This window comes from Cohaesibacter sp. ES.047 (assembly GCF_900215505.1).
Taxonomy (GTDB): domain Bacteria; phylum Pseudomonadota; class Alphaproteobacteria; order Rhizobiales; family Cohaesibacteraceae; genus Cohaesibacter.
In genome coordinates, this window is the sequence record NZ_LT907844.1 from 1,893,666 (window position 1) to 1,913,820 (window position 20,155).

The window sequence follows — 20,155 nt, forward strand, 5'->3', positions numbered from 1 at the left end:
CAAGTCAACCGGAAATCATCCCCGGTCGATTGATCCGTATGGTAATGAAGATGGTCAATGCTATCCAACCGAGAAAGGCGGAATTGTGACCGCTTGAGGCAATATCGCCATGGTTTTGAACAGATTCCCCATTTGATCAGGGCCAGCCAGCCGTTCAACCGCGCTTTGAATGGCCTCCTGCTCCCTATGGCTTTTGCTTGTGCCCAATTGTCCCGCCCGTTCCAGCAGGCCAAGGTTCAGAAGAAAGGTGCCTTGTGTGACGGGATCCGGGACGGTGAGTGGGTTTGCCGATCCTTCGGCTTTTGCGAGTTCGGCTCTGGCACAGTCGGCAAGGGCCGAAAAATTCACATGCGCCGTCAGGTCCTGCTTGCCTGGCAAGGCCAGCGGGTCGGCATGGCCATGGGCCTTGAGCGCCTGAAGCGTGTCGCCGAACCCGGCGTCGACATAGCCATAGTCGATGAAGAGACCCGCACCGCCACGAAGCGCGAGACGGCCTGCAATGTCGGCCATGATGGCTTCGCTTGCCGGGCTCTTTTCCAGAATGGCACCCTTTTCAGGGGCGGCCTGATCGGAGCGTGCATGGTAGGCGCGAATCGGACCAACGCCGAAGGCGAGGGCCCCCTCTTTGTCGAGGCCTACGACACGCTCATGAACCGCTTCACCGGTTACGATCCACTGATGGACGGGCAGGCAGTCGAAGAATTCGTTGGCCACAAAGAACAGTGGTGCATCGGGCAGGGTTTTCAGGCTTCCATGCCATTCAGCCGGGAGCGGCAGGTCGGCAAGGCAGGTCTGCTGCTCCTGTCTCAAATCCGGACTGATCTCGACAAGGTGAATATGCAGGGCGCGTGCGGCTGCTTCATCGGTGGTGATGGCCCGCAGCATGTCGCGCATCAGGGTGCCGCGACCGGGGCCGAGCTCGACCAGATGGAACGGCGAGGGGCGGCCCGACTGCTGCCAGACTGACAACATGAAAATACCGATGATCTCGCCGAACATCTGGCTTATTTCGGGTGCGGTGATGAAGTCGCCCTCTTGGCCTATGGGCTGTGCGTTGGTGTAATAACCGTGTTCGGGGTCGGTCAGGCACAGGGTCATGTAGTCGGCAACGGAGATCGGCCCGCCGGTTGCAATCATGCGTTTGAGACGGGTTTCCAGAGGTGTCTCCTGATCGGGTAAGAGGGCGCGGTTGGCCGTATCAGGCGCATTGGATCGATGAGGCTCGGTGGGATCGCTCATATCTGCCTTTGGTCTGAGTTATGGTCTTGCCTTGAGGCGAGCATAAACCAAGAGCAGCATTCCTGCCAGAATCATCGGGGCAGATAACCACATTCCCATGGTGGTGCCAAAGCTGAGGTAGCCGATCTGGCTGTCCGGAAGCCGCACCAGTTCAACAAGGCTGCGAAAGATGCCGTAAAGGATGGCAAAACAACCGGCCACGGTGCCGGGGTGTTTGAGCGCGTTGGTGGAATGGCTCAGAATGCGCAGGATGAGGAAGAGAAGAATCCCTTCAAGGGCGGCTTCATAAAGCTGGCTGGGGTGGCGAGGCTCAGGACCGGCATTGGGAAAGATCACCCCCCACGGCAGGTCGGTGGTGCGCCCCCAGAGTTCGGAATTGATGAAGTTGGCAACACGGCCGAAAAACAGTCCGAACGGGGCGGCGAGCGCGATGAGGTCGAACATCGAGAAGATGTTGATCGACCGCGCCCGGGCAAACAGGATCATGGCGATCGTGACGCCCAGAAAACCGCCGTGGAAGGCCATGCCGCCATTCCAGACCGCCAAGATCTGGGCCGGATTGGCCAGATAGGCGTCGAGATTGTAGAACAGCACATATCCCAGCCGACCGCCGATAATGATGCCCAATGTTGCCCAGATGACAAAATCATCGAGATCCGTTGCGGTCAGCGGGCTTTGCTCGCTTGGCCAGAGGTGAGCCTGTCGCGCCATGCGCCGGGTATAGGACCAGGCAAGCAGGATGCCGACGATGTAGGCAATCGCATACCAGTGTATCTGGATGGGCCCAAGGGACAGGAGAACCGGGTCTATGGTCGGGAATGGAATAGCCAGAAAGGTCACGCTGCGCCCCTAATATGATGTCTTTGACTTGCTGAGGGTTAGTTGTGTGCGATGGGACAAGTCAAGAGACAGCCTATTTTTTAATTGTGTAATGCCCAAGGCACATTATATCAGTGTGAGGAAAAGATCTTAGGCGGATATGCGGGAATGACCAGTCGGGCCAGTTGACGCATGTCGAGTGAGGAGCGAGTGCAATGACACAGACCAACAACCGACTTTTCGATGAATTCGCAAAGCTGATGACGGATGCCGCTGGCGTTGCCCAAGGGGTTCGTGATGAGGCGGAGACCGCCATTCGCGCCCAGCTCGAGCGTTTGATGGGGGACATGGATCTGGTCACGCGCGATGAGTTCGAAGCCGTGAAGGCAATGGCCGTCGCAGCCCGTGACGAAAATGAGGCGCTGGCCGCCCGGTTGGCCGTGGTGGAAGAAAAACTCGGTATTACCAGTGCCAGCGAAGACGGACAGGGCGCAACAGACGAGCCGACTTCAGCGATCTAGTCAGGCGCTGGAATTCTTTTGATTGCCAATCCTCAGAAATGAAAAGCCTGCCGCTTCAATGTGGCGGGCTTTTTTGTTTCTTCGCCCCTTGTTTCTTTTTTCGTCAGTGGTTTGAATTCTCCTAAAGACTGTGGCACTCACTATACAAGATCGACAAACAAGGTTCGGGTCGTATCCCGGAGCGCATTTTTCAGGGAAACAGGAACATGGAATTGGGAAATCTCTCACTGGTGCTGGTCGGGGCAGGCAAGATGGGCAGCGCGATGCTGGCCGGTTGGCTCGACATGGGGCTCGATGCAGCCAAGGTCACGGTGATTGATCCGGGCCAGAGCGACGCGCTGCAAGCTTTTGCCAAAGAAAAGGGTTTCTCTCTTGTTGCCTCGCCTGAGGGTGTTGCTGCTCCTCAGGTCATGGTTGTTGCGGTCAAGCCTCAGATGATCGACACCGTGTTGCCGACGCTGGCGTCCGTTGTCGATGCCAACACTGTTGTCGTGTCGGTGGCGGCGGGCAAGAAAGCCGTCGATTTCCGCAAGCATCTGGGACAGGGCACCTTGATCGTTCGTGCCATGCCCAACACGCCCGCTCAGGTTGGCCGCGGCATGACAGCGGCCCATGCTGATGAGCAGATCAGTTCGGACATGCGCGACGTCGTTGCAACCCTCTTGTCCTCGATGGGGCGGTTCGTCTGGGTGCCAAGCGAAGATCTCATTGATTCCGTCACTGCGATTTCCGGCTCCGGTCCGGCCTATGTTTTCCATCTCGTCGAAGCCATGGCCAAAGCAGGCGAAACGCTTGGGCTTGATCCCGAGACGGCTGCCATTCTGGCGCGCCAGACCATCGTTGGGGCTGGTGAACTGCTCCACCAGTCAGAGCTTTCGGCCGAGACACTTCGCCAGAATGTGACCTCTCCGGGGGGCACCACGGCGGCGGCGCTGTCGGTTCTGATGGCTGAAGAGGGTGGGCTATCCGATCTCGTGGAAGAAGCCGCACGCGCTGCACGGGATCGATCCATAGAGTTGTCTGCCTGATCGGGCTTCTCTGCTATCCAAAGGTGTCCACTTTTTCGTCGCAATCCTGTTGTACGACTACGTAAGGGGATTGGTTGTCGTTATGTGTTTGGACTGATCCGGTGTCTTATTTCAATCGTAGGACAGGAAAAGAGGGTTATCGACATGCATGCCAACACAGAGCTTAGAAATCAGTTGTTCGACCAATTCTCGCGCACCGTTCTTGATAGCGGTTGGCGGGATCTGTCCTGTGCCGAAATTGCGACCGGTGCCGGGGTTGAGGTCAAGATGGCGTTTGTTGAATTCAGCAACCGCTATGCCTATGTGACCGAACTCGTCAAACGCATCGATTATGCGATGCTCGATGCCTATGATATTGAAATCGGTGAGGAACCGGCGCGGGAGCGTCTGTTCGATGTGATCATGGCCCGATTCGAAGCCATGCAGCCGCATCGGGACCTGATCGTGGCGCTGACCAAAGCGGCACGGTGTGATCCGATGTTGTCGCTGCATCTCATGGCTCTGTCGCGTCTGACCGCCGACTGGTTCATGGATGTCTCTCACATCTCACCTGCCGGGCTGGGTGGCCTTGTGCGCAGCAAGGGGGCTCTTGTTGCCTACGCGCGTGCCTTCAGCGTCTGGCTGGATGATGATACCGAAGATCTTTCAAAGACCATGGCCTGTCTCGACAAGACCCTAAAGTCGGGAGAAAAGGCGCTTCGCCGCGCCGAGCGATTGGCGCGGGTTGTCCCTGCGCTGCGCAAACGCTGCAAGCCCAGACGGAAGTCCAGAGACCGCGACACCTCTGAGACATCCGGGGCACCCGAGGCAACCTACACCGAGGACAGCGGCATGGCTCCCATGCCGTCCTGAGTTTTGCCCCGACAAGGGGCAAAGCTGCAACACTCTTGCTGTTTGTGACAAATGGGGCGTTTCCCGCTTTGCAAAAAGGCGTGAAACGCCCCAAATTGTATCTGCATTTCATTGCCGCCCTCGCTGGGCGGACCCATCACGAAAACACAAGGCGTTCGGGGATTATATGGCAGAAGCAGCTGCAGAGATTGCGTTTGATGATTTCATGAAAGTGGATATCAGGGCAGGCACGGTGCTGGAGGTGGAGGATTTCCCTCAGGCGCGCAAGCCTGCCTACAAGCTGAAAATCGATTTCGGAACAGAGATCGGGGTCAAGAAAAGCTCGGCCCAGATCACGGTGCATTACAGCCAGGATGATCTGGTCGGACGGCAGGTGATGGCCGTTGTGAATTTCCCGCCACGGCAGATCGGGCCCTTCATGTCCGAGGTGTTGACCCTTGGCTATGAGGATGACAACGGGGACATCGTGCTTGCGTCCCTCGACAAGCCGGTTCCCAACGGCAAGCGTCTTTGCTGAGCCGCAAGGGGATCAGGTTGGCAGCCTCAGGGTCGCCTTGAGGCCACCCATGTCACTGCGTCCGAGCTTGATTTCCCCGCCGTGAACTCGAGCGATATCTCGGGCGATTGACAGTCCCAGCCCGGTGCTGGGGTTGTTCTGATTGCGGGCAGTGTCCATGCGATAGAAGGGGCGGAAGACTGCCTCCAGTTCCTCTTCGGGGATGCCCGGACCATTATCCTCGATATCGATCGCCCACCAGTTGCCCAAACGCTCCGAGGTGAGTGTGACCGTGTCGGCGTGCCGCATGGCATTGCTGATGAGGTTGTGAAGGCAGCGTTTGATTGTCTGCGGCTTTACCTCCACCGCGTCGCCGCCCCGATGGGTGACGCTAAGGTTTTGGCCGGTGCGTTCCACATCATATTGAAGCTCGCTCAGAAACGCAGGAATGTCCAAGACTTCTGCGACTTCCGATGTCGTACCACGGGCGAAGTCTAGATAGTCTTCCAGCATATTCTGCATTTCGTCGACATCGCGTTGCATGTCCACCACCTCGGGCTCATCGCCCAGAATGGCCAGTTGCAGCTTGAAGCGGGTGAGGATGGTTCTCAAGTCATGGCTGACGCCGGCCAGCATGGTCGTGCGCTGTTCGATCTGCCGCTCGATGCGGCGCTTCATTTCAAGAAAGGCATGGGCGGCGCGGCGCACTTCACGCGCACCGGAGGGGCGAAAATTCTGGGCTTCCTGCCCCTTGCCGAAGCGCTCTGCCGCGTCCGCCAGTCGCTGGATCGGACGGATCTGATTGCGCAGAAAGAGAATGGCGACCACGAGCAGGACAAGTGAAGTGCCAGCCATCCAGACCAGAAAGATATGCGAGTTGGAGGCATATGTCTGGGATCGGCGTGCAAAGACGCGCAGCACCTTGTCGTCGAGCTTGATGCGAATTTCGACAATGTTGGAGCGGCCCACGGTGTCGATCCAGAAGGGTTTGCCGATCAGTTCATTGATCTGTCGTGACAGGGTCTGGTCGAGCAGGCTGAAGAATGGTTTCGGTCCGGCAGGTGGGAGAGGGCCGTCCGGCAGGATGGCGATGGACAGTTTGAGCTTGTCCTGAGCCAGATTGATAATCTTGCTGTAATCCTCGTCCTGCGGATAGACTTCCAGCACGGCAATGATAGCCGAGATGTCTTGCGTGACAGCCGTTGACAGGCGGTGGGTCACCGTTTGCCAGTGGCGCTCCATGAAGACAAAGGCGATCACGGATTGCAAGATCACCATGGGGGCGACGATGATGATGAGGGAACGCGCGTAAAGGCCCTTGGGCATGAGGCGCCCAAGTTGCCGAGCTCCTCGACGATAGCCATCGTAAAGCACTTTGAGCGGAGCCAGAGGTCTCAGCACGGCCTTAAGCCATTCGGGCCGTCTGGCGTGTGCGGCTTCCTTATCTGTGGGGTCCTGCCTGTTTGGCTGATCCATCGTCTCTCTTGCTATGAAAGGCCGGTTGTTTACGCTGTTGGTGAAGACCCGACGGTGTCAGTCCGTCAGGAGACGGTAGCCAATGCCGCGGATGGTTTGCAAGTAAATTGGATTGGACGGATCGGGTTCGATCTTGCGTCGCAGTCGGTTGATCTGGACATCCACCGTGCGTTCGCCGGTTCCGTCCTCTCCGGCAAGGGCAAGGCGGGTTACCGTCGCTCCGGGCTGGGAGGCAAACAGACACAACAGCTCCCTCTCTCTGTCGGTCAGCCGGATGACATCCTCTCCGCACATCAATTCCTGTCGTTCAAGCTTGAAGAGGAAGGGGCCGAAGGTCACCTCGTCGATGGGGGTGCCATTCTGGGCGCTCTGCCGTCTGAGGATATTGCGGATGCGCAACAAAAGCTCTCGGGGCTCGAACGGTTTTGAGAGATAGTCATCCACGCCGATTTCCAGCCCCTGAATACGGGATTCGCTTTCGGCACGAGCGGTCAGCATGAGAATGGGAATCTGATCTCGTTTCCGTAAGTCCTTTGCCAGTTCCATTCCGCTTTCTCCGGGCATCATGACATCGAGGATGAGCAGGTCGAAGCACAATCCATCCATCGTGTTGCGCGCTTCGGTGGCGTTCTGGGCCGTCGTCACGCGAAAGCCGTTGTTCGTGAGATAGCGTTGCAGCAGATTGCGGATCCGGCTGTCATCGTCAATGACGAGGAGATGCTGTGCGTTGTCGGGCAAGGATTTGTCTGCGCTGGACATAGGTGGCTTCACTCTTCTTGCGGACGGCTATTTCCGCTTGCTTTCCTGATGCTCCAGAGAGCCAAGCGCTTCAAGGCCCTCGTTGAGTTGGCGAACCATGGGCCGGTCTTGTGGCTCAATCATGGCATAAAGAAAGGCCTTGCTTGGCTGGCGACTATCCTCAGGCAGTGTCTGGAAGGCGCTCTCAATGCGCCGCGCCTGAACCTTGGACAGTTTGAGGGCCAGTTCGCGGCCTTTCTGAGACGGATAGAGCAACCTTTGTCTGCGATCGGTATCGCCGGGTTGCTGCGTGATATAGCCGTCTTCTATCAGTTGTTTGAGAACCCTTGAGAGGCTTTGCTTGGTGATCTTGAGCATTTCAAGCAGCGCCGTGACAGGGATGCCGGGGGTGCGATTGACGAAATGCAACACCCGGTGATGGGCGCGGCCATAGCCAATGTCGGCCAGCATGGAGTCCGGATCGGCGACGAAATCCCGGTAGGCAAAGAAGAGCAGCTCGATCAGTTCAAAGGAAATGCCATCCTTCTCCGACATCGGGCTGGTAATCACTTTGGGTTTTTCCATTTTTTTTCGCCGTCTCCGGTATTCCTGCTTGCGCGGTGTTGAGCGATCAAACTTTTCATTTTGCCGCATCAAGCGGAAGATTTTTCTGCTTTTACTGACATAGCCGGTTCAATTGCAATTGTCACGTCTTAGGTTTTCTCGGTCGGACGCACACAAAGTAAGTCAGTAATGTTGACTTACTTTGTGTCGTTTGTTACCACTAGGTCAGAAAATACGAAATATATGCAAACCAAATTGCCGCAAGGCATTCGGATTGCTAATTTTCGCAAGAACAAACGATGTGATCCATCCGTACTCGAAAGCACTCTGTAGATGCAAGGGAGATGCAAGGGGAGGCGGTCAGGATCATGAAGAACACACAGGAGAGAAACAATGGCGGGACCCGCATTTGACCAGCACGAAGGCTTCATCTGGTACAATGGTGAGTATGTAGAGTGGAAAGACGCCAAGTTGCATGTCCTCTCACATGGCCTTCATTATGGCTCCACGGTGTTTGAAGGGGTTCGTGCCTATGGCGGCGAAATCTTCAAGCTGCAAGAGCATACCGACCGTCTGTTCCGGTCAGCAGAAACGCTCGGCATGACCGTTCCCTACAGCAAGGACGAGATTAAACAGCTGCAGAAGGATATCATCGCCAAGGAAGGCCTCATCGATGCCTATCTTCGCCCGGTTATCTGGCGCGGTTCCGAAATGATGGGCATCTCTGCCCAGTCGAACCGGATCAATGTTGCCATTGCGGCGTGGAATTGGCCGTCCTACTTCAAGCCGGAAGATCGCCTCAAGGGCTTGCGTCTGGCGACTGCCGAGTGGCGTCGTCCGGACCCGCGCACCATTCCTTGCCATGCCAAGGCTGCCGGTCTTTACATGATCTGCACTCTGTCCAAGCACAAGGTGGAGAATGAAGGCTACAATGACGCGATGATGCTCGACTATGAGGGCAATGTCGCAGAGGCGACCGGTGCCAATATCTTCTTCTCCAAGGATGGTGTCCTGCACACACCGATTCCGGATTGCTTCCTTGACGGGATCACGCGGCAGACCGTTGTCGATCTTGCTCGGCGCCGCGGTATCAAGGTCATCGAGCGCAAAATCCGTCCTGAAGAGCTGGGAGATTTCGAAGAATGCTTCCTGACCGGCACGGCTGTCGAAGTAACCCCTGTCGCGAGCATCGACAGCAACAGCTTCACGCCCGGTGCCATCACCACGCAGTTGATGGATGACTATACAAGTGAAGTGAACCCTCAGGCAATTGCCGCCGAATGAGGCAAGCGAGCATCTACATGATCATGCAACGGCGCCTTGATGGGCGCCGTTTGTCGTTTGCGGTCAGGTTTCCTGCCAGCGGTTGAGCGCGGCGTCATCGGCATCGGTTGCGCTCACCCAGCCGCTATCACCCGAGGCAAGGCTCTCCTTCTTCCAGAAGGGGGCGCGGGTCTTGAGATAGTCCATGATGAATTCGGCAGCCTCGAACGCGACTTGGCGGTGGGATGATACCGTGACCACCAGAACGATGCGATCCCCCGGCAGGAGCGTTCCGTGCCGGTGAATGATGCAGCTGCCCTGAAGGGCAGGCCAGCGGGTTGCTGCTTCCCGTTCGATCCGTTCGAGTTCTGCCTGTGCCATGGCGGGATAATGCTCAAGGGTCATATCGGTGATGCGGGCGTCGCCGAGCATGTCCCTGACCAGACCGGTGAATGTAACGACAGCGCCGATGGCATGGTTGCCAAGGGTCAGGGCATCAATCTCCGAGGCAATATCAAAATCCTCGGTTTGCAGCCGAACGGTCATATTAGGCTCTTCTCATTCTTGGTTTCGATGTTGCCGGTGAGGATCAGCCGCCGGTCATGGGCGGGAAAAAGGCGATTTCCTCTGCCTGACCAATCTCATCATCCGGTTCGGCGTGGAATTGATCAAGGGCCACGCGGACGGTCTCCAGATCCTCAAAGGCGGCCTCATATTCCTCACCGCGCTGGCGCTGCCAGACGAGCAGGTCACGGACCTTGGTGACGGAGTCGGGCAGGGTGATCGTTTCTTCTTCTTTGCCGATCCGTTCGCGGATCCAGGCGAAATAGACGAGTTTCATGTTCGCCCCTTTATTGCTGTTTTCGTGAAATCCTTGCGAGAAGGACCTGAAGGCCCCATGAACCGGTAGTATGCGCGATTGATCGGCCCTCTCACAAGGGCAGGCTTTTCATCTTGGGGACGAGCGGCCCTATTGCCGCCGGATCAATCGTCGAGCAAGTATTGCATGCCGGCCCGGAAATAGTCGTATCCGGTATAGAGCGTGAGGAGGGCGGAAAGCCACAGGAGCGTCAGCCCGATCTCGCTGTTGTAAGGTAGAACCTTGTCACCGGCAGGTCCGGCAAGCAGGAAGCCCAAGGCAACCAACTGGGCGGTTGTTTTCCACTTGGCAAGCCGGGTCACCGGTACGCTGACCTGAAGGTCGGCAAGAAATTCGCGCAAGCCCGAGACGAGGATCTCGCGACACAGGATGATCACGCCAGACCAGATGTGCCAGCCGTAGAGCGTGCCATCCATCGCCAGCATGAGAATACAGACCGAGACGAGCAACTTGTCCGCGATCGGATCAAGCATGCGCCCCAAGGCTGATTGAAGATCCCAGCGGCGAGCCAGATAGCCATCGAAAAAATCAGTAATGGCCGCAACCACAAAGATGCCCAGTGCCGTCCACCGCGTCCAGTCGAGCGTGGGCCAGAGCATGAAGAACACCACGCCGGGTACGGCAAGGATGCGTGCAAAAGTCAGCAGATTGGGCAGGCTGAATGTTTTGGCAGCATTCATGAATTCGGTTCCTTGCAGAGGGCGGTCGGTTTCTCGGTCCCGGCCTTCTTCAAAGCATGACTGGCTGGTTGGCGTCAATGCGGCATAACACTTTGAAGCGTGTCAGTGGTTATCTTCGTGAAAATAAGCGTGGATGGCTTGCGCCATGTGTTCGGATATGCCTTCGACGGCTAGAAGGTCGGCAAGTGCAGCGCCGCGCACAGCCTTGGCCGTTCCAAAATGGTGCAGCAGGGCGCGCTTTCTTGCCGGACCGATGCCGGGGATATCCTCAAGGCCGGTCTGGGCAATCTGTTTGGAGCGCCGGGCGCGATGGGTGCCAATGGCGAACCGGTGGGCTTCATCGCGGAGCCGCTGAATGAAATAAAGAACGGGATCGCGTAAGGGTAACATGAAATTATCGCGTCCGGGCATGAAAAAGTTTTCCCGGCCTGCGTCGCGGTCTGGTCCCTTGGCCACACCAACCACCGGGAGATCGTGGACGCTAAGTTCGGCGAGGATTTCCAGCACGGCGTTGAGCTGGCCGCGCCCGCCGTCGATGAGCAACAAATCCGGCCAGGCGGGGTCCCCCTTATGACCTTCGTCTTCACCTGATTGTGCCGTTTCGGGGCGCGGGCCGTTTTCCTTCAAAAGGCGCGAGAACCGACGCTGGAGTACTTCGCGCATCATGCCATAATCATCGCCGGGTGTGATGTCTTCTGACTTGATGTTGAATTTGCGGTACTGGTTCTTCATGAAGCCTTCGGGACCGGCGACAATCATGCCGCCGACGGCGTTGGTGCCCTGAATGTGGCTGTTGTCATAGACTTCGACCCGACCGGGTGCTGATGGCAGCCCAAAGACCTCGGCCACGCCTTCGAGGAGACGGGTCTGGCTTGAGGTTTCCGCCAATCGCCGCCCCAGTGCCTCGCGGGCATTTGCGTGGGCATGATCAACGAGATCCTTTTTCTCGCCCCGCATTGGATGGCTGACCGTTACCTTGTGTTCGGACTTGCTGGTGAGAGCTTCTGCGACCAGGTCCTGCTCCTCGACCTTATGGGAGAGCAGCACAAGGCGCGGGCAGGGCTTGTTGTCGTAGAACTGGGCGAGGAAGGCACCGAGCACCTCCTCTTCGGTCTGGGTCTTGTCGGCCTTGGGAAAATAGGCGCGGTTGCCCCAGTTCTGGCCGGTGCGAAAGAAGAACACCTGAATGCAGGTCTGGCCACCGTCCTGATAGCAGGCAAAGACATCCGCTTCTTCGGTGTTTTGCGGATTGATGCCCTGATGGGACTGGATGTGACTAAGGGCGGCGAGCCGGTCGCGGTAGATGGCGGCGGTTTCAAAATCGAGATCCTCGGACGCCTTCTGCATGTGTTCGGACATTTCTTTGCGCACGGTCTGGCTTTTGCCCGTGAGAAACTGATGCGCCTCGCGCACGAGATGGCTGTAGCCTTCGGTCGAGATTTCGCCGGTGCAGGGGGCCGCGCAGCGCTTGATTTGATGAAGAAGGCAGGGACGGGTGCGGCTTTCGTAGACGGAATCGGTGCACGTGCGCAAAAGGAAAGCCTTTTGCAGTGCGTTGATGGTGTTGTTCACCGCGCCAGCCGAGGCGAAGGGGCCGTAGTATTTGCCTTTGCGTTTGCGTGCGCCCCGGTGCTTGGCAATCTGTGGCGCTTCATGGTCCTCGCCGATGAGAATATAGGGAAAGCTCTTGTCGTCGCGCAGCAACACGTTGAAGCGAGGGCGCAGCCTCTTGATGAGGTTCGCTTCCAGCAACAGGGCTTCGGTCTCGGTGTTGGTGGTCACGAACTCCATGCTGGCCGTCAGCTGGATCATCCGCAGGATGCGGTTGGTCTGATTGCCATGGCGGGCATAGTTGGAGACACGCTTTTTCAGATTGCGCGCCTTGCCGACATAGAGCACGTCACCGTTCGCATTGAACATGCGATAGACGCCGGGGCTATTCGGCAGCCGCCGCACGAAATCGCCTATGACATCAAAGCCCGTCCGGGGTTTGGAGGGTTGGTCATTGTCTGACGGGGTATCTGATTCTTCTGTCATGGCGCGAGAATAGCTGGTGGAGCGTGACGCGCAAAGCCCTGTTGTCGGGCTTTGCCTTGAGACTCATGTGATCCTGAAGGCGAAGGCAGATTCTAGAAAAGATGCGGAGGTTTGGGCGTACCGTATTTGAACACAAACGCGATGTAGCAGCCATATGCGATCAACATGCCAACCCCGCGGATGCGCGTGATTGGCATGCGCAACAGCGCGATGGGGAGCATCAGAGCCGACGCCGCCAGCATGATCCAGAAGTCAAAGTGAATGATCTGCTGGGGAACCTCAATCGGAATGATGGTCGCGGTGACACCCATGATGGCAAGTATATTGAAGATGTTGGAGCCGACCACGTTGCCGATCGCCACCGCAGACTGGTTCCGAATGGCGGCAACAAGGGTGGTGACCAGTTCGGGCAGGGAGGTGCCCAGCGCGACGACCGTCAGGCCGATGGCTGCGTCTGAAACACCCCAGTTGCGCGCGATGAGTGTCGCCCCTTCAACGGCCAGATTGCCGCCAATGGGCAGGCCGATAATGCCGATAACCGTAAATGCGACTGCGAGCCAGAGATTGGAGGGGGCTTCCTCCAGCATGTCTTCGTCGAGCAGGTCATTGGCTTCATTCTTCTGCTGGCGCGAGGTCCATACCGTCCAGCTGAGAAAGAAACCAAGAAGCGCAAGAAAGATGATGCCAGCCCGGAAATCAAGCAAACCATCCCAAGACAAGGCCACCAGGATGACCGAGACGGCAAGCATGAAGGCCGTGCTGGATCGTACGCCGCTTTCGTTGCATTGCGTGACCCGGATGAGCGCAGGAAGGCCCAGGACCAGCAAAATATTGGTGATGTTGGAGCCGACGATGTTGCCGATCGAAATGCCCGGCGCATTGCTGAATGCAGCGTCCAGCGAGATGATCAGTTCCGGCGCGGACGTGCCGAACGAAACAATGGTCAGACCGATAATGAGAGGGGGAATCCCGAGACGCGTGGCGAGCGCGATGGAGCCGCGCACGAGAAGGTCTCCTGCCACGAGCAGAAGGACAAGACCTCCACTGAGGTACAAATACATCAACATAGATCGGCAGAGGTCCGTTACGGTTTTTTATGAGTTATTGCGCGGGTCGAACGCACTCGATGATCGTTGCTAAGAGATATAGGCAGGCGGAATTGTCTTTTAAACCCTCGGGGTGTCAGTAAGTTGGATATTATCAAAACTGGCATGCTGCGTGCTCGGGGAATGCCCAAATGGGAACGGCGCACGGCATCGGAAATGCATGCGCCGCTTTGGCATCTGGGCGATCGAATGTTTTTTTGGGTTGGCTAGCGAACGGAACTGCAGTAAGCGCCGTGAACCTTCCACGGATCGCGGCCGGAAACACAGGCTTCGACGGCATAGCTGAAGCCATAGCCAGCAAAGCCAGCTTTGGCTTCGATGAGATAGTAAATGGTCTTGCTGTGTCCGCGCTTGGTGTAGCCTGTGGCGCGGCAATATCGCTTGGCGTAAAGGCTCGGTCCGTGCTCGCTGAGTTTGGACTGGCGGACACGCTCGATGCGATTGACCGGATCGCCGGATTTCACCACATTGTATTCGGCGGTCGTGATCGTCCGGTTCACACGGGACAGAACGCCTGCGCTGTCGCAATCGGGCAAAGCGGAGGCTTGGGCGAAGGTTGAAAACAGGCTGGTGGAGAGCAGTACAGCGCTCACAGCCACAAAATGTGGTAATCTCATGCAGACACACCCCAATGAATATAAAGACGTTATGCTTTGCAACTTCACCTTTCACAGCGCCGGGGTCAAGCGGCAAAGCGCAGAAACCTGTGTGTTGCTAAATGTGTCTGTTCGATTGTGACTGCTGTCTGTCCGACTGTGCGTTTCCGCATCATCCCGGACGGATTTGCTAACGAGGGTAAGGGGATGCATTCGGGCCTGGCGGGCCTGGCAAGCATGGATCAGGCGGGCGGGCAAATCCACTCGAGATAAGACCGATGGGCGGTCTCTCCCAACGTGCGGGCGAGGAAAGGCAATAATTGTTCCAGTTCGTCATGCAGCGTGTAAGGCGGGTTGATGATGAACAGTCCCGTTCCATTGAGGCGTTTGGCGGTGTCGAGCTTCTGAATGACAAGCTCGGCTCTGAGGCTGTTGGCGATGCCTGCCTCTTGCAACGCCTCTGCCGCGCGGTCGACGGTGCGCCGGGCCTTGATGGGATACCACAGACAATAGATGCCTGTTGACCAGCGCTTGTATCCCTTCAGGAACTCCGCGATCAGCCGTTCATACTCGTTCTCTTGCTCATAGGGCGGGTCGATCAGCACGACACCGCGGCGTTCCTTGGGGGGCAGATCGGACCGCAAGGCCACCCAACCATCATCCTGCCGGACATGCAGTCGCCGGTCACGGCCGCAATGGATGGCAAGCTCATCGGCGTCATCGGGGTGTTTTTCGATGAAAAAAGCCCGGTCCTGCGGTCGGCTCATCATGGCGATCAGTTTGGGCGAGCCGGGGTAGGTGGTGATGTGCCCATCTGGATTGAGCTGGTCTATGAGATCGAAATAAGGGTCGCAAATCTCTTTGAGGACGGGTGGGAGGCCCTTGTCCCGTTCAGCCATGAGGCGCGCTATGCCCTGCTGCCATTCTCCGGTTTTTTGCGCTTGATCACCCGAGATATCGTAAAGACCAGTGCCCGCATGGCTGTCGAGGCAGAAGAAGGGCTTATCCTTTTTGCCCAGATGTATGAGGATGCGCGTCAGGACGATATGCTTGAGGCAGTCGGCAAAATTTCCGGCGTGATAGATATGGCGGTAGTTCATGGAAGCGAAACAGCCTTGAAGCATGGGGTGAAACGGGCAGCATGGGGTCAAACGGGCAGGCGAAAGCTTGGCGCGGTATGACCGAGCCTGTTCGATCTGTCAATCAGGATGCCGTTTGAAGCCGGGCTTTGGCATTGTCCCTATTGCTTTGCGTCGTCGCTTTTGCTCTCGCTGGGCGTCTCGTCTTCTGCTGTCTCATCCCCGTCATCGACAAGTCCGGACGCTTCACCCTTCTCGACCTCTTCGACAATGGGGTAGATGATCAGATCCTTGCCGTCCATATTCTCCTCGCAATCACCGCTGAGGCCGATCTGGGCAATGTGAAAGCGGCCCTTCTCCCAAGCGAAGATGCTGAACTGGCGGCAACTGCTGGCGGTGCCCTTCTTGGGAACTTCTGACCGCAGAAGCTTGTTCTTCTCGTCCCATGTGGGCTTTTGCAGCAGGCTCGTGGCGTACCAGCCAAGTTTGGTATCCAGTTGGGGAAAGGACAGTAGGTTGGCCCATTCGTTGCGCCCATCCTCAACCTGATAGAGCCGGAAGCTGTCACCGGACAGGCTGGAGGAGCAGATGAAGCCGTAGAGCGTCTGAACCCCCAGTGAGATTACGATAGCTCGGTCTTTCAATTCATCATCATCGATGTCGGCAAGCCAGCAGCCCATCGTTGCGCGGTGATTGTCGATCAGGCGCTGCGGCACTTCGACCGCCTGCACCCTGAGTGTACTCAAGAAAAGAGCCAGAGCAGCAAGCAGCCAAAGGCCAAATGTCAGGCCGGTGTTGCGCGCAAGGTGGTTGCTCGAAGCGATTGCAGTTGCCTTGTCAGAGTTTGAAATTGATAGGCGGCGCATTGCCAACACTCCCGGATGTTCCGATATGTGAAAAGAGAATAGCTGACTCGGTGTTGGAAGGACAGTTCCACGACTTGATATTTTGGACGAGCCTGATGTCGATAATTAGAAGATTGATCCACAATCGGCATAAGGGCAACAGTCCGATTGTCGCGTCTGAAACTGGCTTGTCCATTGTTTTCATTTGCAGTGAAGTGCGTTAAGCAAAGCTGAGTGCGCTGATCGACAGTTGCTTGGTGACCGGCGTTGTTCCATTCCAGTTTGAGCAGGATATCAGAATGAAAGTTGCAATCATCCCCGTAACACCCTTTCAGCAGAATTGCACGCTGATCTGGGACGAGGAAACCGGCAAGGGCGTCGTGGTTGATCCGGGCGGAGATGTCGAGCAGATTCTGAAAGTGCTCGACCATGAGAAAATCGATGTTGAGCGGATCCTTATCACCCATGGCCATATCGATCATGTCGGCGGCGCGGCGGAATTGCGCGATGCGCTGGATGTGGAGGTCGAAGGCCCGCACGAGGCGGATCGGATGTTGATGGAGCGGGTGGCCGATCAGGCGATCCAGTTCGGGGTGCCTGCTGCCAAGCCGGTCGAGCCAGACCGCTGGCTGGTCGAGGGCGACACCGTCGACATTGCCGGTATGACCTTTGATGTGTTGCATTGTCCGGGTCATGCGCCGGGGCATGTGGTCTTCTACAATGCCGATGCGCAGTTTGCCATTATGGGGGACGTCCTGTTTAACGGCTCGGTTGGACGGACCGATCTGCCAGGTGGGGATCATGCGACCCTGCTTGCCTCGATCCGGGACAAGATCCTGCCGCTCGGGGATGATGTCGCCTTCATTTGCGGGCACGGGAATCACTCCACCATTGGCGAAGAGCGCCGGAACAATCCCTTTCTTCAGGATCTCTGAGGCAGCCGTGTCTGTTTCACAAAAAATTGAATAGGGGATGAGATGGCTGGAATAGAGTTCACGCACGATGAGAAGACGCATCTATCGCAGATGCTTCAGGCGTATTTCGGCAAGGAACTCGATCAGGATCTTGGGCGTTTTGAAGCAGAGTTCCTGCTTGATCATCTGGCGAGGACGCTGGGGCCGGTGTTCTACAACAAGGGCCTTCTGGACGCGCGTGCCTTGCTGGATAAACAAATGGATGAGTTCACGGATGCGCTTTATGCCATGGAAATGCCGCTTGACGGCGCGTGACGCATTCAGGACTTCTGCAACGGTTTGGCAAAAAGCAAGAATAGACTTGCTCCGCCATTGCGATTAATAATGACTATTCTGGTTTCCTTTATTTCGACCAGTTGGAAAGCCCGTGGGGGGGACGTCGTGAAGTTTGGACTTGTTTTCGGATTGATGTTGCTTGTTGCAGCCCCCGTTCTGGAGATGGAACGGGCAGAAGCAAAAGGCGTTTATACCGTTCCCGAGGGGAACCGCTTCAAGACACAGCCCAAGATCCCCCGATCATCGTTTCTTAGGACCCGGTCCAGCAAATCGAGCTTCGAGAAGAAATACGAGAAGGTGCGCGAATTGCTCGCGACAGATCGTAAGCTCTTGGCCAAAATCAAGAAGGTTGCCAAGAAATACGATATCGATCCGATCCACATGGTCGGGGCGTTGGTGGGGGAGCACACCTACAACATCGATGTCTATGACCACCTTCAGACCTATTATGCCAAGGCCGCGATGTATACCGGCAGCCGCTTCCGCTTCGAATATGAAGGGGAAAGCATCGAGGAGTTTTTGGAGCGACCACAGTTCGAAGACTGTAAGGATATCAAGGAATCCTATGATCTCTGGGGCTGTCGACAGGCCGTCTGGAAAAAGGAATTCATGGGCAAGACGGTCGATGAAAAGGCTTTTCCGAAAGATCGCTTCAGCAAGGTCTTCTTCCAGCCTTTTTACAGTGGCCAGACCTTTGGACTTGGACAGATCAATCCGCTCACCGCGTTGAAGCTCTCCGATCTGGTGCACAAGAAATCCGGCTATCGCAAGCTCGACGAAAATGACGCCGCCGAGGTGTACAAGGCCATCATGGAGCCGGACATTTCGCTTGCCTTCATGGCAGCGTTGATCCGCAAATCGATTGATGAGTATCGCGATGTCGCGGGGATGGATATCTCGAAAAATCCCGGCATCACGGCGACGCTCTACAATGTTGGAAGTCCGCAGGAACGGGCGCATGCCTTGCGCCGAAAAATAAAGCAGTCAGGCAAGCGGATCTGGCCGCGTGAAAATTATTATGGATGGCTGGTCAATGACAAGGTTGAAGACCTAAGAGCTTTGATCAGCGGCAAGAGCGCCAAGAAAAAGGACTAATGCCCAGCGGCTTCACTTGAGGATGCGAAAGCAGACTTTCGTGGTTCCTGCCCGGATGAAGCCCAGTTTTTGCGCCGCGATGCGGCTGACGTCAAGAATGCGGCCCTTGATGAACGGGCCGCGATCATTGACACGAACGATCACTTTTTTGCCGTTGCGCATATTCTCCACCTCGATCACGTGCCCGAATTTGAGCTTGCGATGAGCCGCAGTCATTTTCTCCGGGTCGGCATATTCGCCCGACGCGGTTCTGGTGGTCAGCTGATACCAGGAAGCCTTGCCGCATTGACGATCCTCGTCCGCATGGGCAACGTCTTTAAGAACGGTTAGGAACAGCATGCTGGCGCAAATCAGCATGGCAGTGGTCAGTCGTTTCATTGTGGTCGTCTTTCTTCCCGCCGCTCCGGTTTGGTTGGGTCTTGGTAATCGGTAACCGGGTTCGTATGGATATCCAGTTCGGCCAGAATGTGGTCGGAATGGCGTAATCGTGCCAAATTGTGCCATTCCTCTGCGCTGTTGCTGTTGTGCAACAGTTGGTGTGAGGTCTTCATTCAGAGCTGATCAAGTCGAGATACTCATCAGCATCGTCAGAATCGATACACACCCACATGGGTTTGTGATCGGAAAACTGGAACGTGCGCCATTCCTCATAGTAGCTTTCCAGCGTCTCGTGATCGTTGGAGGTGCCATTCAGCACCTTCTTGCCGCTGGTGGTCTTGCTGGCGTTGTCCTTGTACTGATCAAAGTCCCCGTCGCGGAAGACGGCGCTGAACAGCTCGACAATGCCGGCTTTTGCGTTTGCTTGGGCAGGATCCGGTGTGTCGATGAAATCGAGAACCTTCTGGTGCGCGCGAAAGGCTATCTGGTCGTAATATTTGGTCATATCAAGATTGCTCGGGCGATTAAGTGCCCTGGGGATCTTGAAATCATGGTCTTCCAGTGCTTTCATGGTTTTGTGGTCGGGGTGGACTATGTTGAAATCCCCAAGCAGGATCAATGCTTTGCCGTCTTTCTCGGCGGCGTCGGCGCGGCGTCCGAAATATTTGGCGATGCGCTCTATTTCCTCGATCCGCTGCTTAAGCTTTGCCCCGCTGCCGGCTCCGTAATAGATGTGCACCGTGCAGATGTCGAACTTGAACCAGTTGGACTGGAAGGAGGCGAGGAAAGGCGTGCGGCGGAATTGTTTGCCCGAATAGAGCTTGGCGCCGTCGAGCTCGGTAGTCACCGAAGAGACGAGCATGTTGTTGGGTAGGACGATTTCACCTGCGATGTTGCGGAACTGAACCTTGCGGCGGTCAAAGGCATAGAGTAGGCGCTCGCCATTGCCGCCCAACTTATAGTCAGTCACATCCGTGCAGATATAATCCCAGTGATCGCCCAGAAGGCGCATGACTTGCTTCCACTCGCCCAGTTCGTTGACTTCCTGAACGGCGACAAAGTCGAAGCGGGATATCACCTCGGCGATGTAATAGAGGCTCTCCTTGAGGCGAGGGCCATTGCCATAGCGTTTGCTTGCGTCGAAGTCGCGGAGGTTCCATGTCGCCAACAACAGGGTTCGCTCGCTGTCCTTGGCGGGGACAGATTTCGTCAT

The 20,155-nt window shown here is 56.5% G+C and carries 23 protein-coding genes; 8 read left to right on the forward strand and 15 right to left on the reverse strand.

The features are described 5' to 3' along the window. Positions 1–60: 60 nt before the first annotated feature. Both CPH65_RS08655 and lgt read right to left on the reverse strand, forming a co-directional pair. On the reverse strand, positions 61–1,239 hold the full coding sequence (locus tag CPH65_RS08655) for a class I SAM-dependent methyltransferase (protein WP_096173119.1): 1,179 nt from the start codon (positions 1,237–1,239) through the stop codon (positions 61–63). Positions 1,240–1,257: 18 nt separating this feature from the next. Continuing rightward, complete coding sequence (gene lgt, locus CPH65_RS08660) at positions 1,258–2,079, reverse strand: prolipoprotein diacylglyceryl transferase (RefSeq protein ID WP_096173120.1); 822 nt, start codon at positions 2,077–2,079, stop codon at positions 1,258–1,260. A gap of 194 nt (positions 2,080–2,273) precedes the next feature. Here lgt and CPH65_RS08665 point away from each other — a divergent pair, with 194 nt between their 5' ends. The 4 genes from CPH65_RS08665 (at position 2,274) to CPH65_RS08680 (ending at position 4,976) form a co-directional block, all read left to right on the forward strand. Further along, the gene (locus CPH65_RS08665) at positions 2,274–2,579 is read left to right on the forward strand and encodes an accessory factor UbiK family protein (protein ID WP_096173121.1); all 306 of its coding nucleotides are present in this window, start codon (positions 2,274–2,276) and stop codon (positions 2,577–2,579) included. Between the two features lie 206 nt (positions 2,580–2,785). Further along, positions 2,786–3,607: a pyrroline-5-carboxylate reductase gene (proC, locus tag CPH65_RS08670; protein ID WP_096173122.1), complete on the forward strand. Its 822-nt coding sequence runs from the start codon at positions 2,786–2,788 to the stop codon at positions 3,605–3,607. Between the two features lie 144 nt (positions 3,608–3,751). Next, positions 3,752–4,459 carry a hypothetical protein gene (locus CPH65_RS08675; protein ID WP_096173123.1) on the forward strand — a complete coding sequence of 236 codons (708 nt, stop codon included), beginning with the start codon at positions 3,752–3,754 and terminating at the stop codon, positions 4,457–4,459. Between the two features lie 166 nt (positions 4,460–4,625). After that, complete coding sequence (locus tag CPH65_RS08680) at positions 4,626–4,976, forward strand: tRNA-binding protein (protein ID WP_096173124.1); 351 nt, start codon at positions 4,626–4,628, stop codon at positions 4,974–4,976. A 12-nt stretch (positions 4,977–4,988) separates the two neighbouring features. Here the strand turns inward: CPH65_RS08680 and CPH65_RS08685 are convergent, their stop codons facing one another. The 3 genes from CPH65_RS08685 to CPH65_RS08695 are packed head-to-tail and all read right to left on the reverse strand — an operon-like array spanning position 4,989 to position 7,754. Continuing rightward, the gene (locus tag CPH65_RS08685; RefSeq protein ID WP_244574572.1) at positions 4,989–6,431 is read right to left on the reverse strand and encodes an ATP-binding protein; all 1,443 of its coding nucleotides are present in this window, start codon (positions 6,429–6,431) and stop codon (positions 4,989–4,991) included. A gap of 57 nt (positions 6,432–6,488) precedes the next feature. After that, a complete protein-coding gene (locus tag CPH65_RS08690; RefSeq protein ID WP_096173125.1) occupies positions 6,489–7,190 on the reverse strand; it encodes a response regulator in 702 nt (233 codons plus the stop codon). Positions 7,191–7,217: 27 nt separating this feature from the next. After that, positions 7,218–7,754, reverse strand: coding sequence for a MarR family winged helix-turn-helix transcriptional regulator (locus CPH65_RS08695; RefSeq protein ID WP_244574573.1), 537 nt, complete (start codon positions 7,752–7,754; stop codon positions 7,218–7,220). Between the two features lie 372 nt (positions 7,755–8,126). On the opposite strand from CPH65_RS08695, the gene CPH65_RS08700 reads away from it, so the two are divergent. Continuing rightward, complete coding sequence (locus CPH65_RS08700; protein WP_096173126.1) at positions 8,127–9,017, forward strand: branched-chain amino acid aminotransferase; 891 nt, start codon at positions 8,127–8,129, stop codon at positions 9,015–9,017. A 63-nt stretch (positions 9,018–9,080) separates the two neighbouring features. Here CPH65_RS08700 and CPH65_RS08705 read toward each other — a convergent pair whose 3' ends face one another. From CPH65_RS08705 to CPH65_RS08740, 8 genes are all read right to left on the reverse strand, one after another. Further along, entirely contained in the window at positions 9,081–9,542 is a 462-nt protein-coding gene (locus CPH65_RS08705; RefSeq protein WP_096173127.1) for a molybdenum cofactor biosynthesis protein MoaE, read from the reverse strand. A 43-nt stretch (positions 9,543–9,585) separates the two neighbouring features. Then, positions 9,586–9,837: a molybdopterin converting factor subunit 1 gene (moaD, locus tag CPH65_RS08710; RefSeq protein WP_096173128.1), complete on the reverse strand. Its 252-nt coding sequence runs from the start codon at positions 9,835–9,837 to the stop codon at positions 9,586–9,588. Positions 9,838–9,980: 143 nt separating this feature from the next. Further along, positions 9,981–10,556, reverse strand: a complete 576-nt coding sequence (gene pgsA, locus CPH65_RS08715) for a CDP-diacylglycerol--glycerol-3-phosphate 3-phosphatidyltransferase (protein ID WP_096176314.1) — start codon at positions 10,554–10,556, stop codon at positions 9,981–9,983. A 102-nt stretch (positions 10,557–10,658) separates the two neighbouring features. Next, positions 10,659–12,593 (reverse strand): excinuclease ABC subunit UvrC, encoded by a 1,935-nt coding sequence (gene uvrC, locus CPH65_RS08720; RefSeq protein ID WP_096173129.1) that lies wholly within the window; start codon positions 12,591–12,593, stop codon positions 10,659–10,661. Between the two features lie 92 nt (positions 12,594–12,685). Beyond that, positions 12,686–13,654: a calcium/sodium antiporter gene (locus CPH65_RS08725; RefSeq protein WP_244574574.1), complete on the reverse strand. Its 969-nt coding sequence runs from the start codon at positions 13,652–13,654 to the stop codon at positions 12,686–12,688. A 251-nt stretch (positions 13,655–13,905) separates the two neighbouring features. Further along, on the reverse strand, positions 13,906–14,316 hold the full coding sequence (locus CPH65_RS08730) for a hypothetical protein (protein WP_157747578.1): 411 nt from the start codon (positions 14,314–14,316) through the stop codon (positions 13,906–13,908). A gap of 221 nt (positions 14,317–14,537) precedes the next feature. Further along, the gene (locus CPH65_RS08735) at positions 14,538–15,419 is read right to left on the reverse strand and encodes a 23S rRNA (adenine(2030)-N(6))-methyltransferase RlmJ (protein WP_244574575.1); all 882 of its coding nucleotides are present in this window, start codon (positions 15,417–15,419) and stop codon (positions 14,538–14,540) included. 116 nt (positions 15,420–15,535) lie between these two features. Continuing rightward, positions 15,536–16,240, reverse strand: a complete 705-nt coding sequence (locus CPH65_RS08740) for a hypothetical protein (RefSeq protein ID WP_096173133.1) — start codon at positions 16,238–16,240, stop codon at positions 15,536–15,538. Between the two features lie 278 nt (positions 16,241–16,518). Here CPH65_RS08740 and CPH65_RS08745 point away from each other — a divergent pair, with 278 nt between their 5' ends. The 3 genes from CPH65_RS08745 (at position 16,519) to CPH65_RS08755 (ending at position 18,564) form a co-directional block, all read left to right on the forward strand. Then, positions 16,519–17,154, forward strand: a complete 636-nt coding sequence (locus CPH65_RS08745; RefSeq protein WP_096176315.1) for an MBL fold metallo-hydrolase — start codon at positions 16,519–16,521, stop codon at positions 17,152–17,154. 42 nt (positions 17,155–17,196) lie between these two features. Beyond that, positions 17,197–17,448, forward strand: a complete 252-nt coding sequence (locus tag CPH65_RS08750; protein ID WP_096173134.1) for a DUF2164 domain-containing protein — start codon at positions 17,197–17,199, stop codon at positions 17,446–17,448. Positions 17,449–17,601: 153 nt separating this feature from the next. After that, positions 17,602–18,564, forward strand: coding sequence for a DUF1402 family protein (locus tag CPH65_RS08755; RefSeq protein ID WP_096176316.1), 963 nt, complete (start codon positions 17,602–17,604; stop codon positions 18,562–18,564). A gap of 12 nt (positions 18,565–18,576) precedes the next feature. On the opposite strand, the gene CPH65_RS08760 is transcribed toward CPH65_RS08755, so the two are convergent. Both CPH65_RS08760 and CPH65_RS08765 read right to left on the reverse strand, forming a co-directional pair. Next, positions 18,577–18,942: a septal ring lytic transglycosylase RlpA family protein gene (locus CPH65_RS08760; RefSeq protein WP_371359439.1), complete on the reverse strand. Its 366-nt coding sequence runs from the start codon at positions 18,940–18,942 to the stop codon at positions 18,577–18,579. 169 nt (positions 18,943–19,111) lie between these two features. Further along, positions 19,112–20,155, reverse strand: a complete 1,044-nt coding sequence (locus CPH65_RS08765) for an endonuclease/exonuclease/phosphatase family protein (RefSeq protein WP_157747579.1) — start codon at positions 20,153–20,155, stop codon at positions 19,112–19,114.

What these genes read in the sequence shown, in the direction of transcription:
- CPH65_RS08655 (WP_096173119.1), bottom strand. Translation starts at nt 1,239, where the DNA reads ATGAGCGATCCCACCGAGCCTCATCGATCCAATGCGCCTGATACGGCC.
- CPH65_RS08665 (WP_096173121.1), top strand. Translation starts at nt 2,274, where the DNA reads ATGACACAGACCAACAACCGACTTTTCGATGAATTCGCAAAGCTGATG.
- proC (WP_096173122.1), top strand. Translation starts at nt 2,786, where the DNA reads ATGGAATTGGGAAATCTCTCACTGGTGCTGGTCGGGGCAGGCAAGATG.
- CPH65_RS08675 (WP_096173123.1), top strand. Translation starts at nt 3,752, where the DNA reads ATGCATGCCAACACAGAGCTTAGAAATCAGTTGTTCGACCAATTCTCG.
- CPH65_RS08680 (WP_096173124.1), top strand. Translation starts at nt 4,626, where the DNA reads ATGGCAGAAGCAGCTGCAGAGATTGCGTTTGATGATTTCATGAAAGTG.
- CPH65_RS08685 (WP_244574572.1), bottom strand. Translation starts at nt 6,431, where the DNA reads ATGGATCAGCCAAACAGGCAGGACCCCACAGATAAGGAAGCCGCACAC.
- CPH65_RS08690 (WP_096173125.1), bottom strand. Translation starts at nt 7,190, where the DNA reads ATGTCCAGCGCAGACAAATCCTTGCCCGACAACGCACAGCATCTCCTC.
- CPH65_RS08695 (WP_244574573.1), bottom strand. Translation starts at nt 7,754, where the DNA reads ATGGAAAAACCCAAAGTGATTACCAGCCCGATGTCGGAGAAGGATGGC.
- CPH65_RS08700 (WP_096173126.1), top strand. Translation starts at nt 8,127, where the DNA reads ATGGCGGGACCCGCATTTGACCAGCACGAAGGCTTCATCTGGTACAAT.
- CPH65_RS08705 (WP_096173127.1), bottom strand. Translation starts at nt 9,542, where the DNA reads ATGACCGTTCGGCTGCAAACCGAGGATTTTGATATTGCCTCGGAGATT.
- moaD (WP_096173128.1), bottom strand. Translation starts at nt 9,837, where the DNA reads ATGAAACTCGTCTATTTCGCCTGGATCCGCGAACGGATCGGCAAAGAA.
- pgsA (WP_096176314.1), bottom strand. Translation starts at nt 10,556, where the DNA reads ATGAATGCTGCCAAAACATTCAGCCTGCCCAATCTGCTGACTTTTGCA.
- uvrC (WP_096173129.1), bottom strand. Translation starts at nt 12,593, where the DNA reads ATGACAGAAGAATCAGATACCCCGTCAGACAATGACCAACCCTCCAAA.
- CPH65_RS08725 (WP_244574574.1), bottom strand. Translation starts at nt 13,654, where the DNA reads ATGTATTTGTACCTCAGTGGAGGTCTTGTCCTTCTGCTCGTGGCAGGA.
- CPH65_RS08730 (WP_157747578.1), bottom strand. Translation starts at nt 14,316, where the DNA reads ATGAGATTACCACATTTTGTGGCTGTGAGCGCTGTACTGCTCTCCACC.
- CPH65_RS08735 (WP_244574575.1), bottom strand. Translation starts at nt 15,419, where the DNA reads ATGCTTCAAGGCTGTTTCGCTTCCATGAACTACCGCCATATCTATCAC.
- CPH65_RS08740 (WP_096173133.1), bottom strand. Translation starts at nt 16,240, where the DNA reads ATGCGCCGCCTATCAATTTCAAACTCTGACAAGGCAACTGCAATCGCT.
- CPH65_RS08745 (WP_096176315.1), top strand. Translation starts at nt 16,519, where the DNA reads ATGAAAGTTGCAATCATCCCCGTAACACCCTTTCAGCAGAATTGCACG.
- CPH65_RS08750 (WP_096173134.1), top strand. Translation starts at nt 17,197, where the DNA reads ATGGCTGGAATAGAGTTCACGCACGATGAGAAGACGCATCTATCGCAG.
- CPH65_RS08755 (WP_096176316.1), top strand. Translation starts at nt 17,602, where the DNA reads ATGTTGCTTGTTGCAGCCCCCGTTCTGGAGATGGAACGGGCAGAAGCA.
- CPH65_RS08760 (WP_371359439.1), bottom strand. Translation starts at nt 18,942, where the DNA reads ATGAAACGACTGACCACTGCCATGCTGATTTGCGCCAGCATGCTGTTC.
- CPH65_RS08765 (WP_157747579.1), bottom strand. Translation starts at nt 20,155, where the DNA reads ATGACGAAATCTGTCCCCGCCAAGGACAGCGAGCGAACCCTGTTGTTG.